The sequence below is a fragment of the Roseburia sp. OM04-10BH genome, assembly GCF_003462605.1.
GTDB lineage: Bacteria > Bacillota > Clostridia > Lachnospirales > Lachnospiraceae > Roseburia_C > Roseburia_C amylophila.
In genome coordinates, this window is sequence record NZ_QTZI01000019.1 from 1 (window position 1) to 14,238 (window position 14,238).

Consider the following 14,238-nt stretch of genomic DNA (forward strand, 5'->3'; position numbering starts at 1 on the left):
AAACTGAAAGTTTCTTTTTCTTGATAAATGGGGATTAGTTTTCCTTTTTTCCAATCAGCAATAACCACCTATGGTCAAAGCATATTTGTCCCTCCTTGATATAGGGATTAAAACCTGTTTTATCTCCACCATTCAAATCGTATTCCATTTTATCAATAATATCTTTTTGAATATCCTCTGGTGTACTTGTCAAATCCATCCAACTTTGTAGATTTACAGGAACAAGTGTTGTTTCTTCAAGCTGAAGCTCAAAAGCATCCTCAAACAATGCTTCAAATTCTTCTCTGCTAAGTATTCTTATATGTGAGTTATCACGCATCGTTTCAATAGCGTCATTAGTTTCACGCAATTCTTCTGTAGTCGCTACCATATCCCAAATAACAAGTTTTCCACCTTTTTTCAAAACTCGTTGCATCTCCCGAAAAGGCTTTTCAGGCTCAACAAAATGGTGCAATGAAAGTCTTGTAATCACAAGGTCAAATGTTTCATCTTCAAAAGGTAAGCATTCCGCATTCCCCGATACAAATGATATGTTCTGAATACCTTCTTGCTTTGCCAGTTTTTTTCCCTGCTCCAACATTGCTTCTGTCAAATCCAAACAAGTAATGTCCTTAACATAAGGAGCCACTGCTCTTCCACATATACAGGTTCCAGCAGCAACCTCCAATGCATGTTCATTGCCCTTTGCCTGAATACTACGAATCAAATAATCGGTATATTCTGCCTTAGACATATGATATGAAGCAAATTTCTCTGCTTGTGTACCAAATGATTTTTTCACTTCATTATAGTTATTCATAAACTTTTACCTCGCTGTAAACTTCAAATAAACGCGTGCTTTTATAGCTCGCCTCTCAAACGTGCTTCTATATCAGATGCCGTGTATAACACATCCGTTACAATTACCCTTTCGTCACGGATTGTATAAAACACTGAATAATTATCGACGAGCATTCTACGCAACTCCATTCTCTTTTCCGGCTCAGAATCCATAATCCTAAATCGTTCTGGGAAAGTGTCTAATGTAAGTATTTCATCAGCAATGCTATTATATTGCCCCATTGCATTATCTGGAGCAAGCAAATCTATAGCAATATAATTGTATATATCTTCCATATCCTGCAAAGCTTCTTTTGTAATCTCTACCTTATATTGCTTCATTAATGCCTCTCTCTAAATGCCACAAACGCACTAGTTGCATCCTCAACATTTCCTTTCTCTATATCGGCATATCCTTTTTCTAACTTTTGATGAATCTGTGTAACAGACATCATATCTGCATTCACTGAATTAGCTGCTTTTGGTAATACAATAGAAAAGGGAATTCCTCCTACTAATGATATTTGTTTTAAATACATATCTATAGCAGTAGCCATTGGTATCCCTAATTGTGCCAATACACTTTCTGCATTTTTTTTTACATCTGGATTTACTCTTATATTTAATGTTGCTGTTTTTCCCATAGAATACACCTCCATCTTTCTTTTATTGTAACGTCTTTTGCGTTACAAGTCAATCTATGAAATATATTTTCGATGCGATAGCTTCACATTGTTTTGATTAACCATTGCATATCTGAGCGTTGTATCTATTTGCTCATGTCCCAGAATTTTCTGTACCTGTTCAATCGGCATACCTTTCTCAATTGCTCTGGTGGCCATCGTCCTTCTGAACTTATGTGGGTGTACCTTTTCTACACCTAACTTCTTCCCCATTTCTCGTAATCGTAACTCCACACCTCTTTCAGTAAGTCTACTGTGTGGTTTGTTTAACGACACAAATAACGCTATATTATTATCTGTCCTTGATTCAATATAATTCAACAAATGAATTTTGGTCTTAGCATCAAAATATGCTTTCCTCTCTTTGTCTCCTTTGCCATAAACCACTCATTCCCGCTCAGAGAAATCTATATCATCAATGTTCAGCCTTACCAATTCGCCTACTCTAATTCCTGTTGAAAGCAGAAAATCAATCATTGCCCTATCACGCAGATTATTACAATTATCTCTAAGAATTTCTATTTTCTCATCTGGAATGGTATCTTTTACAATAACGGCAGTCTTTACCTTATGAATTCTTTTCATTGGGCTTTTTATAATATAGTCCTCTTCCTCTAGCCACGAAAAAAATGTGGAAAGACTTCTACGAATATTATCAATAGTTACCTTTCCACAATTATTTATCGTTTGATACTCTACAAGATATTTTCGTAGCATCTCGGTCGTTATCTTTATGACCGGAATATTTATTGTATCCAACATCTTTTCAATATTACACCTATAATAGCGTATTGTTTTGTCAGAACACCCTTCTAAATGCTTTGCAGTTAAAAACATATCTAGAAAGTCCATATTCGTTGTCTGCAAATAATCAGATACAGTATTTTCAGATAACCGTTTTACCAACACCTCTTGTAGTTTCTGCATCTGCGATGCATTTAATACTTCTGCCATGTCATTGATGATGTCATAAATTTCTCTACCCATAAGAGCACACTTCTTTTTGAAGGAGTATATCGTAGAAAAATCAGCACATCAACAGAACGTATTACTGAAATTTTATGAATTATGCTCCATTTAAGCATTTCATTCTATATATTGTAATAGAATGACTTCATATTGTTTTTAATTCCTGCAAAAGTTTTGATTTAATTAAATTAATATTAACTTGTGTCACGTCAACTTTTCTTTTCATAATATGTTCTTCATCATAAAGTTGGAATTGAAGACTTTCATTCATTATATAGCTGGAAAGTTCAATCGAACTTCTATATGCAGGAATCATTTTACCATGATCTATAATAACAGCTTTAAATAAACATTTGCTCAAATATTGATACACTCCTTTGTCATTTGTTGCAAAATAGGGTAAAATAACTATATTTTCAACTGTATCATAAAATCTAGTATGTTCGAATGTCATCCTCGAATGAAATAAATCCCATGTCGTATTTTCAAGTGCATATTCTATTCCCTTATTATAGTCCTTACTTAGTTTTGCAAAAACTCTTCCAATGCTTGGATCATTTTTGAAATATAGCGCCAAAAGATACAATTCCTGATGCATGGCACATTTCAAATCATTCAAACAAAACTCAAGTAAAATATCAAATTTATTTTTACAACTCCTATCTATCTTAATTAAGAAAGCCTTTGCTAATATACACCATATAAAATCATATTGCCTCTGTAGAACCATATGATTATTATATAAATTCCCAACAGCAAAACATTTTTTGCAAAACTCGTCAAAGCCCTTATCTTTGTATAATATCTCATCCTCTATCTTGCAATTATTAGTCATATATTTGTAAAAAGCCCCCAGCGTTCTCTTAACCGATTCATAATCGTATTGTTTTCCTAAACGCTCGATTACTGCTGTTAATACATCAACATCATACCCTTCTGCTTTGATATATAATAATAATTCTTCAAAATTCTCTCCATCTTCTATGGTTTTCCCTTTATAATATTTATCTAATCGCTCTATTATATTAATATCAAAATTAACTAATTTTGACACTTTCAATTCAAACGCATCTGTACAGTTGTTATCAAGTACCCATAATTTATTATAATCAGCCAATGGGGAAACATAGTATAAACCAAATTTTTTTTCACCAAATCCCTTCATATTGGATTTTTCCTCATCAAATAATAATATCTGAATCCCATCCATATCTCCGGATTTATAAATCAATATTTTTTCTAATGTAGAATCAGCTTCTAATATTTCAGTTACTATTCTAGCTTGTTCATCATTCATCGCTTCTGCTCCTACTATTTTTTAGTTCAGGAAAATCAAAATTATATCGGACTAATCAGCTCGACAACTTCCAATTTTCAAAGCTATACACTATCTTTACATACCTAATTTTAGTGTTTCGTTTTACTCTCTATTTCTGCTGTTAACATCTCAAAATAAGGACCACCTTTTTCCTTTACATAATCATAAATATCTTCATAATACCCTATATCAGAAAATAATTTACAAGTATAATAATTCATAATAGGTGTTCCTGTATATTTTTGTAACTCACCACTTAATATCATTGATATATAATGTTCTTTGTTTCCTACTTTATCAAATTGATTAATTGCCTCATCTGGAGCCTGTTCTACCCGTCTTTGTAGTGTTTCAAAATCTGTATCACTATTCAGATGAAAACTACCTTTATCTAATCCTGTTCTTGCCCTGAATTGACATTCATATTCTTTAAAAGATTTATTCACAAGCTGGTTATCAATTTCTATATACAATCCATAGTTAATAAAGAATTCCAATTCATCAGCAGTATTCCATTTTGATTTTTGAAAATTTATAACCCGTCCCAACCCATATGCATCTATATATCTAAAATTTGAACCCTGCTTTTTCCAACCATAGGGTTTGAATTTTAATAAAAATATTTCATTTATTAATCTCTTAAATATATCCTGCATAATTTTCTCCATCTTCATAAATTTGAAGTTTCACCTTATCTGGTTAAAACATGTTTGCAATATTTTGTACATCCACATTTTGGACAAGTTAACTTTCTTTTGGTAATTGTATGAGGTCCCATAACATAGGATTTCATATCAGGAACAAATCGCTCCTTGCATTCAGGACATTCAAAGGCTCCTGCTTCTCTGTCTAATACACATGCAATAGAGATTCCCATTACCACTATTACAAATCCAATCCCCATCAATAGCACTCTAGTCCATACCTGCATTTCAAACATTCCCGCAACAACAAATAAAGGTACTGCTGCAACAATTACCAAAACACTAACCATTGCAGACATTATAATCTTCTTTTTACTCTCTTGAGCTTCTTTCACTAAATTCACCATATTTTCCTCCGCTTTCTTTTTATAATCCATCGCTTGCAATCTTTCACCAGATAGAAGTTCATTTACTGTAATTTCTAGTTCATTGCAAAGTGGAAGTAACAATGATACTTCTGGGAAACCATTACCCCTTTCCCATTTTGAGATTGTTTTATCGCTGATACTAAGCTTATCTGCCAATTCCCGTTGAGTATATTTTTTTGCTTTTCTTTCTTCAGCAATAAATTTACCTATTTTAATTTGGTCCATAGGTTCGTGTCCTCCTTTCTGGATTCATTGTATAAATTCCTACTGTTTATTTACACCCACGTAACGTAGAATATGGTGAGTTTTAGCGGTTTCTACGCTCCGTAGAGTTGTAATTTACTTAAAAAAATACCGATTTGTTTACTTTCTGTTCCACTAATAAAACCCTTTCATGAATTACAAATAAGGCTTTAAAGACTTAAAAACATTCAAATATCCATTTGCATACATATGTACACCATCAATGGCATACTCCGATTTCTGTTCACCATGTTCATCAACAAGTGCTTCATTACAATCAAGGTAACGACAACCGTATTTTTCTGCTATTTCTTTTAATCGATGATTACATAATATAAGATTTTCAGGAGTACGGAGTTTCATCCATTGGATTGATTGTTCTGTCTGCCATGGCAGGTGAAGATTTGCAGGATAAAACGCCATGATAAAAATTTCCACATCTGGAATACGGAATTTGATAATTTCCATGATTCTACAGATATTATCCATTAAATGTAACATCCACTGATTTCCAAATCGTTCTTTTGTAATATCATTAGTACCGATATTGATAAATATCTTTGATGGCTCAAGATCTAAAAGCAATGTATCGATATTTTCCAGAAACTCATCTGTATTCAATCCACTAACGCCGCGATTATATATCACTTGTTCGATACCCTGGCTTCGTGCAATTTCACAGACAGGAAACATTTCCATCAAGGATGATCCTGTAAAAAGAATTTGCCCTTTTAATGCTCCTTGGTTTAAATACCCGAAATTTCTGATTTTCATCCTTTGATTATCGTCCATAACATTATTCCTTTCATTTGTCCTGTTGACTCCCGATTTTCTTAATTATACAAACTGGAATTCATCTATCTGTATCGCAGCCATCTGCAAATATCGACCACCTGCACACCCTGATAATCATAAGTTTCATGATGTGTCCTTGCAATTACCATCTTAGGATATGCATCTCGTATTGCAAGCAATGGCGAATATTCCCTCTCAAATGTTGTTTCATCTGAAATATTGTCACTTACCTGAATGTATATCAGTGTGTCTCGTTTCTTTGCTACAAAGTCCACTTCTTTTTTATAAAGTTTACCAACATATACCTCATAACCTCTCCTTCGTAACTCCAGATAAACAATATTCTCATAAACCCTTCCAAAGTCCATATTTCGTGTACCATTGACTGCATATCGAAATGCTGGATCACAAAGATAAAACTTACTATTGTTTTCGAGATATTTTTTCCCCTTTAGGTCATACCGTTTTGCCTCATAAAATAGAAATGCGTTCTCTAAATAACCAATGTATTTTGATACTGTCTTTCTGGTAATCTCTCTTTGGTCATTATTTAATGTCTTGCAGATATTATTGGGAGAAAGCAGGTTGCCAATATTATCCATCATAAATTCAGATATACTGGCAAACTCTGATGTATTTCTTATTCTATATTTCTCAACCAAATCTCTTATAAGAATAGTCCCATACACATCTCTGATATAATCATACTGTCTATCCTCTGTCTTATATACATAAGCTCCCGGCATACCACCGGTTCGGACATACTGATCAAATGCATCATCATACCCATCCGTAATTCCATAATAAGTCAGATATTCCACAAAAGAAAAAGGATATACCTTTATTTCCATCGTTCTTCCAGTAAAAAGTGTTGCCAGATCTGAACTTAACAAAAATGCATTTGATCCGGTAACATAAATATCATAGATTCCTTTTGTATAAATACTATTGATTGCAAGTTCGAACTGAGGGCACATCTGAACCTCATCAATCAATAATACGTTATTCATTCCTTCTTTATATTGACCCAGGATATACTTATGCAATGCATGATATTCCAGCAAATGATCAAACTCTAATTCCTGAAGGTTTATCATTACAATATTGCTCTTTTCCTCTAACGACTGCAGATAAGTGATAAATTCCTGCAGCAAAACAGACTTGCCGCTCCGTCTGATGCCCGTGATTACTTTTATATCTGGCGTCCCATATAATTCAATCAATTCATCTAGATACTTTTGCCTTACCATAAACTGCATATCACTATCTCCTATTCCCATTTTTTTAAATTTCTTTATATTTTGGTAATACATTTCATGCATATTCTAGCACAGTCAGCTGCTTCTGTCATTATTCTATTCCCATTTTTCTTAAATAATTCATTTTCTGGTAATGGCATTTTCTTATAGAACAAAAAAGCAGCAGACATTTCGTAAGCGCATGGTTTGACGTTTCTTCCTAAAACAGACCACTCTGATTGCAGTATAAATAGATTATCTTCACACCATTCATTTTAAATCTCGCCTCTGCATTGCCCTGTGGATACGGCTTCTTCCTGCTGTAACTGCAATCCATGACACCATTCTATTTCAGCGTATGAATATCCTCAACCTACGGAGAGTAGAGTTCGAATTTGCTCATTTATTTTTCCATCCATCCAGAAGCTTTATAAATCTTTTATCATTCATCTGCTCATTCGTAAGGTATTCTCCATTATAAAACAATGCATAGGTTGTAACCGGTGTCGGAGCATTCTGTGCTTCTTCTTTCGTTTCCAATCTGGTTGCCTGAAACGGAACCTCTCTTTCCCTGGCAACTTCAAGAACACGGTATGTGTGCAAATGATGAAAAATTTGTGCAAAAAAAGAGGTGCTGCATTGTGCAAACACCTCTTTAGATAGATTTTTAAACGATTCTAAATTTCTATTATCTGCTCCACTTTTTTCTGAATATTGTCTAAGTTATCATGAAATATCTTAGTATAGTCCAATTTATTTATCCTTTAACCCATAACATTGGTACAACATATCTCTCATTTTTTCATTGAAAATTATAGCCCAAAAAGGCATTTTTGTTCAACGAACTTAATCTGTTAAATTACATCTTAAATTTATATTTTCCTTTTCCGTGACCGGACACTGGTTCAATAATATCTGCCTGCACCAAATTGGAAAGAAGTTTTGAAGCACCTGAACCTTTTAGCTCAAGAAGCTCCATAACTGCACTTCTTCCAAACACCTCATCAAAGCCAAACTTTTCAAAAAGTCTATGAATATGAACTGTCGTTTTTACTGAAAAATCACTACCTTTTTCGGAAAGCACACTTTCAATATCCACTTTTGTTTCTTGAATGTCCACTTTTTCATTCTCAATATCCACTTTCGAATCTCCAATGTCCACTTTTTCTTCGTTCAAAAGTCCACTTATATGAAGATTTCGATTATGAAGCTCATTTTTCTCGTTCAAGAGCAGATTTCTGAGAAACGCTTCCAGATACTCTGTTGTTTCGTGAATGCCTTTTTGCAGATTCGTATAATTTGCACGGACAAGTGCATTTCTAAAATACCACGCATTTTCCGCAAATATATCATTTGTTACAGAAAAGCCAAGTGTCCCGAGATACTTGATAAAGAATACTGCCGTTGTCCTTGTGTTACCCTCACCGAAAATGTGGATTTGCCACAATCGTGAAACAAACACTGCAAGATGATGAATAATCTCATCCATCGAAAGTCCTTTATAGCTGAAATCCCTTTCCTGTGAAAAATCATATTCAAGTGTCTCTCTCAATTCTGATGCACTTCCATACATTACAGTTGCGCCATCAAGTACCCACTCTTTTTTCGTAATATTGTAATCTCTGATTTTCCCGGCATGCTTATATATTCCCCGAAAAAGTTTACGATGGATTGAGATATATTCATTCGGAGAAAAGGAAAATGCTGTTTCAGAAAGTATCCCTGCAATACGGGAAGATACCTTATCCGCTTCTTCTATACGTTCCTCATCCGAAAAATGCACAGGTTTTTCCCCATAATAGCTGTCGATAAGGCTCTGTGCTTCTTTCATTGTGATTTTGCCTTCAATATTCTGAATGGCAGTATCAATCAAATATTTAGATGGTTTGAGTCCGTCCACTGCCTGAAGTCCGATTGCCGTACTCCAGGCATAGCTTTTGCCTGCTTTGTCTGGTTCTGCCTCTTTCAGATATTCTTTAAATGGATCTTTTTCCATACCTGCTACCTCAATTCATATGCATTACCTTTATGGCAAAATCCCCCACCAGTAACCTGATGGGGAATATCTATTTTTATTCTTAATATAATTTTGCACCAGCAGGAATATGGTTATCAACCATGAGAAGATGAAGTTCTTCATCCTCTGAATCCTTAAGATTGTTTACTGCTGAAAGTAACATACCACAAGATTCAATTCCCATCATCTTTCTAGGTGGAAGATTTGTGATGGCAATAAGTGTCTTTCCAACAAGCTCTTCTGGCTCATAATAAGCGTGGATTCCGCTTAAAATAGTACGGTCTGTGCCGGTTCCGTCATCAAGAGTAAACTGTAATAATTTCTTTGATTTAGGAACTGCTACACACTCTTTTACCTTAACAGCTCTGAAATCTGACTTACTGAATGTATCGAAGTCTACTTCTTCCTCAAATAAAGGCTCAATCTTTACGTTGGAAAAGTCAATCTTTTCAACCGGTTCTGCAGCCTCTGCAGAAGCAGTTGATGCAGCCTGTGCTCCGTTGTTGTTAGATGCCTTAGCTGCCTTTTTATCGGAATCAAGACTCTTCATCGTCGGGACCCTTTTTGTGGTTCTTTCATACTCGACCAAGCTGGTGTTAATACTATTAAATTCTCAATATTCCAATTATCCCCCATACTTCATATTTTTGCTCTACTTTGAGTCACTTTGCGGGCAAATGATGTAAAATATGATGTAAATGATGTAGGGCGATAGTAGTATATGCAAGAGCATATTCATATACAAGAAATTATAACTTCTCTTATTTACAATGTCAATCCACATCAAAGTAACGCTGCCTTATCTTTTCCTGCTTCAGAACAAGAAAAAAGAACACACAACACTCTGTATGTTCTCTTTCTGTATGTGAAGTCCAATATTATACTTTGAAGTAGCTATCCAATCCTTTGAACTCTTCCGCTTTCATTTCTTTTGTAACATCAGCATAGATGTTCAGTGTAGTTGAAATATCTGAATGTCCGAGTGCGTCTTGAATGACCTTTATATTTACTCCAGCTTCACACATTCTTGTTGTAAATGTATGTCTAAGCGAGTGACAGCTAAAATGAGGAAGTAACACATCAGGTTCATCACTGTGCAAAAACTGCTCATCATTGCAATCACGGATAATTCTTCGGATTGCTTTGTTGAGTGTGGCTTGGTGCTGTGCCTGACCAAAACGATTGACGAAAATAAAATCTGTATATCCGTCAATCGTGACCTCGCAATGAAGTCCTAAATCTTCCTGCTTCTGTTTCTCCTGTTCAAATGCTTCTCTCACAAAACCGAGCATTGGAACCTGCCTCATACTAGCCGGAGTCTTCGTTGTATTTACATTGAAATAACAGCCACTTTTACTCCCCTCAGTTCTGTGGTCATAATATACAAGAGTATGATTAACATCAATCATTCCACTTTCCATATCAATATCACACCATCTCAATCCAGTTACTTCCCCCACACGAAGTCCAGTTCCTATCATTACTGCAAAGACCGGATACCAGTGTTCATATACAGGGTGGGTTTTCATGAAATTCAGAAATAGCTCCTGCTCAAGTTTCGTCAACGCTCTACGCTTTTCCGACTGAAAACAATGTGCTTTTTTCAATTCTCTCAACACATTATCTGACGGGTTATTTCTGATGAAGTCATCATCGACAGCAATCTGTAAAACCTGATGAAGAACCGTATGTATATTATCAATCGTTGAAGGCTTCAAATTTCTTTCATCAACAAGATAATTGTAATATTTCTTAATATCCGATTTCTTCAGCCCTCTTTTCATATTTGCCCAAAGGTCAAATAATTCATCAATGGTTGTATATCGTGCTTCGGTCTTAATACCATCACATTTATCTTTCTGAATACGCTTCTCTTTTTCTCTCAGGTCATCTAAAGTTCTTGCGTAAACAAATCTTCTTTTCATTTGGCTGTCCTGCCAGCTAAATTGATAAGTACCGTCTTTTCTCTGAACCTCTCCGGTTTTCAGAACAACTCTTGATTTATCTTTTCTTTTTGTCGCCATTGTGTCCTCCTAAATTCTAAACTGCTTATCTATATATTTGTCCAGTCGTTCCCTCACAATATGGATTTTATTGCCTATCCATATTGCAAATGGACAACCTGCTTGATTAGACAACTCACGCAACTTCGTTCTTCCTATACCGGAATATGCTGCGGCTTCTTCGATTGTCAGCCACTTTCTTTCCCATATTGGTTCTTCAGCATTGCTTATGAGTTTTCTTTCTTTGATGAATATCTGTCGGTAACAACATAATCCCAACCATCCCCATCACACTTATCACATCTGTCTTTTCGCTTTGCAAATGGGTCAAGTCGCCTTACAATATAGTCCGGATTGTGGATGTAATCATTCAGGCACTTCGGGCATAGACAACGAATATTTTCTTTCCCCTCCGGCTTGTAAACCCAAAGTCCAAAAGTCCTGCTTTGCAATCGCTCTGGAACTCAGACCGCAGCACACATTCTTCATAAGGCGTTCCCTTTGAAGTGGCTGCAACATTGAAAGTGCTATTCTTGCTTTCCTGATTTCACACTGGCGTAATTCTTCTCTTTCCAGTTCAAGTCTTTCTTCCTCTGCTCTTTCAAATGGGTCGTCAAACATAATGGCAAGCTCTTTATGGAACTGTGAGGACATTTCATCGTCATATCCATAGCAGTCAAGTGTGCGACTGCTTCTCTTTGCATACTTGTCCTCATTTCGGTTTGCATCGTCAATTACCTCTCCCTGTGCAATGGAAAGATGTACAAACGGAGAATATCTTTCTATAACAAGTGGATACTTCTCCCAAAGTTCTTTTACAGATAATTCCGTAATAATTGCCCATTTCTCATCTCCGGTATAACCGTTATATTCGTATTTAAGGTTTATCAGTTTACGATCCTTTGCAAATAATTCTTCTTGTTCTGTTAATGTAAGTTTGTTTGTCATTTTCGTAATCTCCTTTGAATTTTGAAAAATTGATAAGTTTCAAAATTCGGAGATTACGGATACTTAGCTATCTGGCACTGCCAAACGGTATAAAACATAAAAGTCCTTTCCCAAGTAAGGGAAAAGACCTAATACTGCACGAAGTATAATCGAATAAAACAGCAACAAAAAAGCACCGTCGAATCTGGACAGCAAAGAATACTTCTATTCTTCACTTATCCGGCTTCGTACGGTGCTTGGTAGTTTAGCAAATAAATTGCTTATCTCCGCTTACTCGATTAGAAATCGTTTCGATATTTACTTGTAATCCTCATCGCCTGCAATTCCTGCCATATCCATTCCTACGGATTCTGCGGAAGTAAGCGAGATTTAAGATGTGGACATTCTTGCACTTCTGACACTTCACACTCAAATGTCCAGTTGCGTCTGAAAAAACTCTCTGTATCCTGAACCCGCAAGTCGGGCAGAGAATATCACGCTCTTTCAGGCTTTCTGCTTCTACTCTTGACAGAAGCAATCTCTTTTGTATTTCAGGTGCTACCTGAGTCTGTAACCTCATTGCGAAACACCTCCAAGATTTAATTCATTGGAAATGTATTCAAGGATATTGTGATACTCAAATAGTCCCATATCTCTCAATCTGATAACCAAGGCTGTATAAGATACTCCGATATAAGCTGCCATTCTACGAATAACTGCTTTTTCCTTTGAAGCAATGGTATTATCACCATAAACTTTTATCGGATTTGACTGATTATATTTCGCCAAGGCATTTTCAATAATCCTTCTCGGCATAAGAAGCGAAGCTCCCATTGTATCTGCCTGCCACTCAACAGACGCAAACATCTGAGCCAGTTCCTCTTTGGAATAACTACGCTCACTGTCATACTCTGCATGAAAGCGTCCTTCACTCGGCATTGCATACATCTTACTCAAGATATGATGTGACGCTTCGTGTGCCATTGTAAACCTGCGACGTCCTTGCTCCTTTTCGGCAAGAAGAAATTTATCAAGTATGATGGTATCTTTCGGAAAAACAAAGGGAATAATTTTTCCGTCCTGATGTATCAGCAGTGGTGTTGCTCCATCTGCCAGAAAACCAATCCTGCCTGCATCATCTTCTGCGAAAGAAGCGTATTCAATTCGTAACATAAGAAATTCTGTAATGAAATGTTCTATGTCGATGGATTGAATCACTCGATTGCTAAACTTATTAGCATAAGCTGTTATCAAGCCTTCGCTGATTTCTTCCAACTCGGCTCTTGACATATAAATACTCAAGTTGTGTCCACCTCCGACTCCACCTTGTCCGGCGGTGCAACTCCTCCGGCAAAGTTCTGTTGTATTTCCGCACTATCCAAATTGATTAGATAGCGAATTCCTTCAAGTGTTCTCATTCGTCTGTCCTCTGTTATAGTTCTTTGATGATGTGACAAGCCACACCCTGAATGCAGCACTCATCTACAATGATGTCTTTCATCTTCTTATTTTCCGGATGGAGAATGATTTTCTTATTCTCATCATCTCGGAAGTACCGTTTCAATGTATTCTGATTATCCACAAGGGCAACTACTATATCGCCCTCTTTGGCTTCTACCTGCTTTTTAACAACCACAAGGTCGCCGTCATCAATCCCTGCTTCAATCATAGACTGACCGCTTGCTCTTAATATGAAGAAATCTCCTTTGCCGAAAATAGCAGTAGGAAGTGATACATATTCTTCAATATTTTCTTCCTCATACTGAGGACTGCCACAAGGAATAGAACCTACAATCGGTGTCTGTGTTTGTTCGCCACTGTACTTACGGGTCACATTGGTGCGAATCTCCTGCCCGTCGTACTCAATCATATTCTTCTCAGCCATCTCTACTAAGTATTTATATGCTGTACCTCTGGCAATGCCAACAGCTTCAGCAATTTTTGTAGTCGATGGGGATTGTCTGTTTTGCAGGTAATAATCCTCGATATACTTTTTTATTTCACTCATAAGTTCAGGACTCTTGCTTCTCATACCTGCACCTCACTTTCTTTTCTATCAGAAGCAGTTTGCTTTCGATAGTTTTATTATACCTGATACGAAAAATTTTTCAAGTAGGTTTTTCGTAAAAGAAAAGAGGTGTCGCAATTTGCTAA

General features: G+C 36.0%; 15 protein-coding genes and 2 pseudogenes. All 17 read right to left on the minus strand.

Going from position 1 to position 14,238, the window contains the following annotated elements; all coding sequences use genetic code 11:
- Window positions 1–34 precede the first annotated feature (34 nt).
- Window positions 35–799: a class I SAM-dependent methyltransferase gene (locus tag DXB43_RS14180; protein ID WP_117947873.1), complete on the minus strand. Its 765-nt coding sequence runs from the start codon at window positions 797–799 to the stop codon at window positions 35–37.
- Between the two features lie 41 nt (window positions 800–840).
- Window positions 841–1,161, minus strand: coding sequence for a type II toxin-antitoxin system RelE/ParE family toxin (locus DXB43_RS14185; protein WP_117947874.1), 321 nt, complete (start codon window positions 1,159–1,161; stop codon window positions 841–843).
- A complete protein-coding gene (locus DXB43_RS14190; RefSeq protein ID WP_199535100.1) occupies window positions 1,161–1,463 on the minus strand; it encodes a type II toxin-antitoxin system RelB/DinJ family antitoxin in 303 nt (100 codons plus the stop codon). Before DXB43_RS14190 ends, DXB43_RS14185 begins: the two co-directional genes overlap by 1 nt.
- A gap of 54 nt (window positions 1,464–1,517) precedes the next feature.
- Window positions 1,518–2,489: pseudogene (gene xerA, locus DXB43_RS14195) on the minus strand (site-specific tyrosine recombinase/integron integrase).
- Between the two features lie 127 nt (window positions 2,490–2,616).
- Window positions 2,617–3,768 carry a hypothetical protein gene (locus tag DXB43_RS14200; protein ID WP_117947876.1) on the minus strand — a complete coding sequence of 384 codons (1,152 nt, stop codon included), beginning with the start codon at window positions 3,766–3,768 and terminating at the stop codon, window positions 2,617–2,619.
- Between the two features lie 110 nt (window positions 3,769–3,878).
- Window positions 3,879–4,463, minus strand: coding sequence for a DUF4304 domain-containing protein (locus DXB43_RS14205; RefSeq protein WP_117947877.1), 585 nt, complete (start codon window positions 4,461–4,463; stop codon window positions 3,879–3,881).
- A gap of 17 nt (window positions 4,464–4,480) precedes the next feature.
- Window positions 4,481–5,086: a helix-turn-helix domain-containing protein gene (locus tag DXB43_RS14210; RefSeq protein ID WP_117947878.1), complete on the minus strand. Its 606-nt coding sequence runs from the start codon at window positions 5,084–5,086 to the stop codon at window positions 4,481–4,483.
- Between the two features lie 174 nt (window positions 5,087–5,260).
- Window positions 5,261–5,896 (minus strand): GDSL-type esterase/lipase family protein, encoded by a 636-nt coding sequence (locus DXB43_RS14215; protein WP_117947879.1) that lies wholly within the window; start codon window positions 5,894–5,896, stop codon window positions 5,261–5,263.
- Window positions 5,897–5,961: 65 nt separating this feature from the next.
- Window positions 5,962–7,158, minus strand: a complete 1,197-nt coding sequence (locus DXB43_RS14220) for an ATP-binding protein (RefSeq protein WP_117947880.1) — start codon at window positions 7,156–7,158, stop codon at window positions 5,962–5,964.
- Window positions 7,159–7,536: 378 nt separating this feature from the next.
- Window positions 7,537–7,719 (minus strand): annotated as a pseudogene (locus DXB43_RS15665) (YoaP domain-containing protein); the annotation flags it as partial.
- 277 nt (window positions 7,720–7,996) lie between these two features.
- The gene (locus DXB43_RS14230) at window positions 7,997–9,133 is read right to left on the minus strand and encodes a Fic family protein (protein ID WP_117947882.1); all 1,137 of its coding nucleotides are present in this window, start codon (window positions 9,131–9,133) and stop codon (window positions 7,997–7,999) included.
- Between the two features lie 82 nt (window positions 9,134–9,215).
- On the minus strand, window positions 9,216–9,704 hold the full coding sequence (locus tag DXB43_RS14235; RefSeq protein ID WP_117947883.1) for a hypothetical protein: 489 nt from the start codon (window positions 9,702–9,704) through the stop codon (window positions 9,216–9,218).
- A gap of 328 nt (window positions 9,705–10,032) precedes the next feature.
- Entirely contained in the window at window positions 10,033–11,178 is a 1,146-nt protein-coding gene (locus DXB43_RS14240) for a site-specific integrase (protein ID WP_117947884.1), read from the minus strand.
- Window positions 11,179–11,187: 9 nt separating this feature from the next.
- On the minus strand, window positions 11,188–11,436 hold the full coding sequence (locus DXB43_RS14245) for an excisionase (protein WP_330417895.1): 249 nt from the start codon (window positions 11,434–11,436) through the stop codon (window positions 11,188–11,190).
- 87 nt (window positions 11,437–11,523) lie between these two features.
- Window positions 11,524–12,105 (minus strand): sigma-70 family RNA polymerase sigma factor, encoded by a 582-nt coding sequence (locus DXB43_RS14255; protein ID WP_243006690.1) that lies wholly within the window; start codon window positions 12,103–12,105, stop codon window positions 11,524–11,526.
- A gap of 555 nt (window positions 12,106–12,660) precedes the next feature.
- Window positions 12,661–13,386 (minus strand): ImmA/IrrE family metallo-endopeptidase, encoded by a 726-nt coding sequence (locus DXB43_RS14265; protein ID WP_117699135.1) that lies wholly within the window; start codon window positions 13,384–13,386, stop codon window positions 12,661–12,663.
- Between the two features lie 130 nt (window positions 13,387–13,516).
- On the minus strand, window positions 13,517–14,092 hold the full coding sequence (lexA, locus tag DXB43_RS14270) for a transcriptional repressor LexA (RefSeq protein WP_227572943.1): 576 nt from the start codon (window positions 14,090–14,092) through the stop codon (window positions 13,517–13,519).
- Window positions 14,093–14,238 lie beyond the last annotated feature (146 nt).

What these genes read in the sequence shown, in the direction of transcription:
- DXB43_RS14180 (WP_117947873.1), bottom strand. Translation starts at nt 799, where the DNA reads ATGAATAACTATAATGAAGTGAAAAAATCATTTGGTACACAAGCAGAG.
- DXB43_RS14185 (WP_117947874.1), bottom strand. Translation starts at nt 1,161, where the DNA reads ATGAAGCAATATAAGGTAGAGATTACAAAAGAAGCTTTGCAGGATATG.
- DXB43_RS14190 (WP_199535100.1), bottom strand. Translation starts at nt 1,463, where the DNA reads ATGGGAAAAACAGCAACATTAAATATAAGAGTAAATCCAGATGTAAAA.
- DXB43_RS14200 (WP_117947876.1), bottom strand. Translation starts at nt 3,768, where the DNA reads ATGAATGATGAACAAGCTAGAATAGTAACTGAAATATTAGAAGCTGAT.
- DXB43_RS14205 (WP_117947877.1), bottom strand. Translation starts at nt 4,463, where the DNA reads ATGAAGATGGAGAAAATTATGCAGGATATATTTAAGAGATTAATAAAT.
- DXB43_RS14210 (WP_117947878.1), bottom strand. Translation starts at nt 5,086, where the DNA reads ATGGACCAAATTAAAATAGGTAAATTTATTGCTGAAGAAAGAAAAGCA.
- DXB43_RS14215 (WP_117947879.1), bottom strand. Translation starts at nt 5,896, where the DNA reads ATGGACGATAATCAAAGGATGAAAATCAGAAATTTCGGGTATTTAAAC.
- DXB43_RS14220 (WP_117947880.1), bottom strand. Translation starts at nt 7,158, where the DNA reads ATGCAGTTTATGGTAAGGCAAAAGTATCTAGATGAATTGATTGAATTA.
- DXB43_RS14230 (WP_117947882.1), bottom strand. Translation starts at nt 9,133, where the DNA reads ATGGAAAAAGATCCATTTAAAGAATATCTGAAAGAGGCAGAACCAGAC.
- DXB43_RS14235 (WP_117947883.1), bottom strand. Translation starts at nt 9,704, where the DNA reads ATGAAGAGTCTTGATTCCGATAAAAAGGCAGCTAAGGCATCTAACAAC.
- DXB43_RS14240 (WP_117947884.1), bottom strand. Translation starts at nt 11,178, where the DNA reads ATGGCGACAAAAAGAAAAGATAAATCAAGAGTTGTTCTGAAAACCGGA.
- DXB43_RS14255 (WP_243006690.1), bottom strand. Translation starts at nt 12,105, where the DNA reads ATGACAAACAAACTTACATTAACAGAACAAGAAGAATTATTTGCAAAG.
- lexA (WP_227572943.1), bottom strand. Translation starts at nt 14,092, where the DNA reads ATGAGTGAAATAAAAAAGTATATCGAGGATTATTACCTGCAAAACAGA.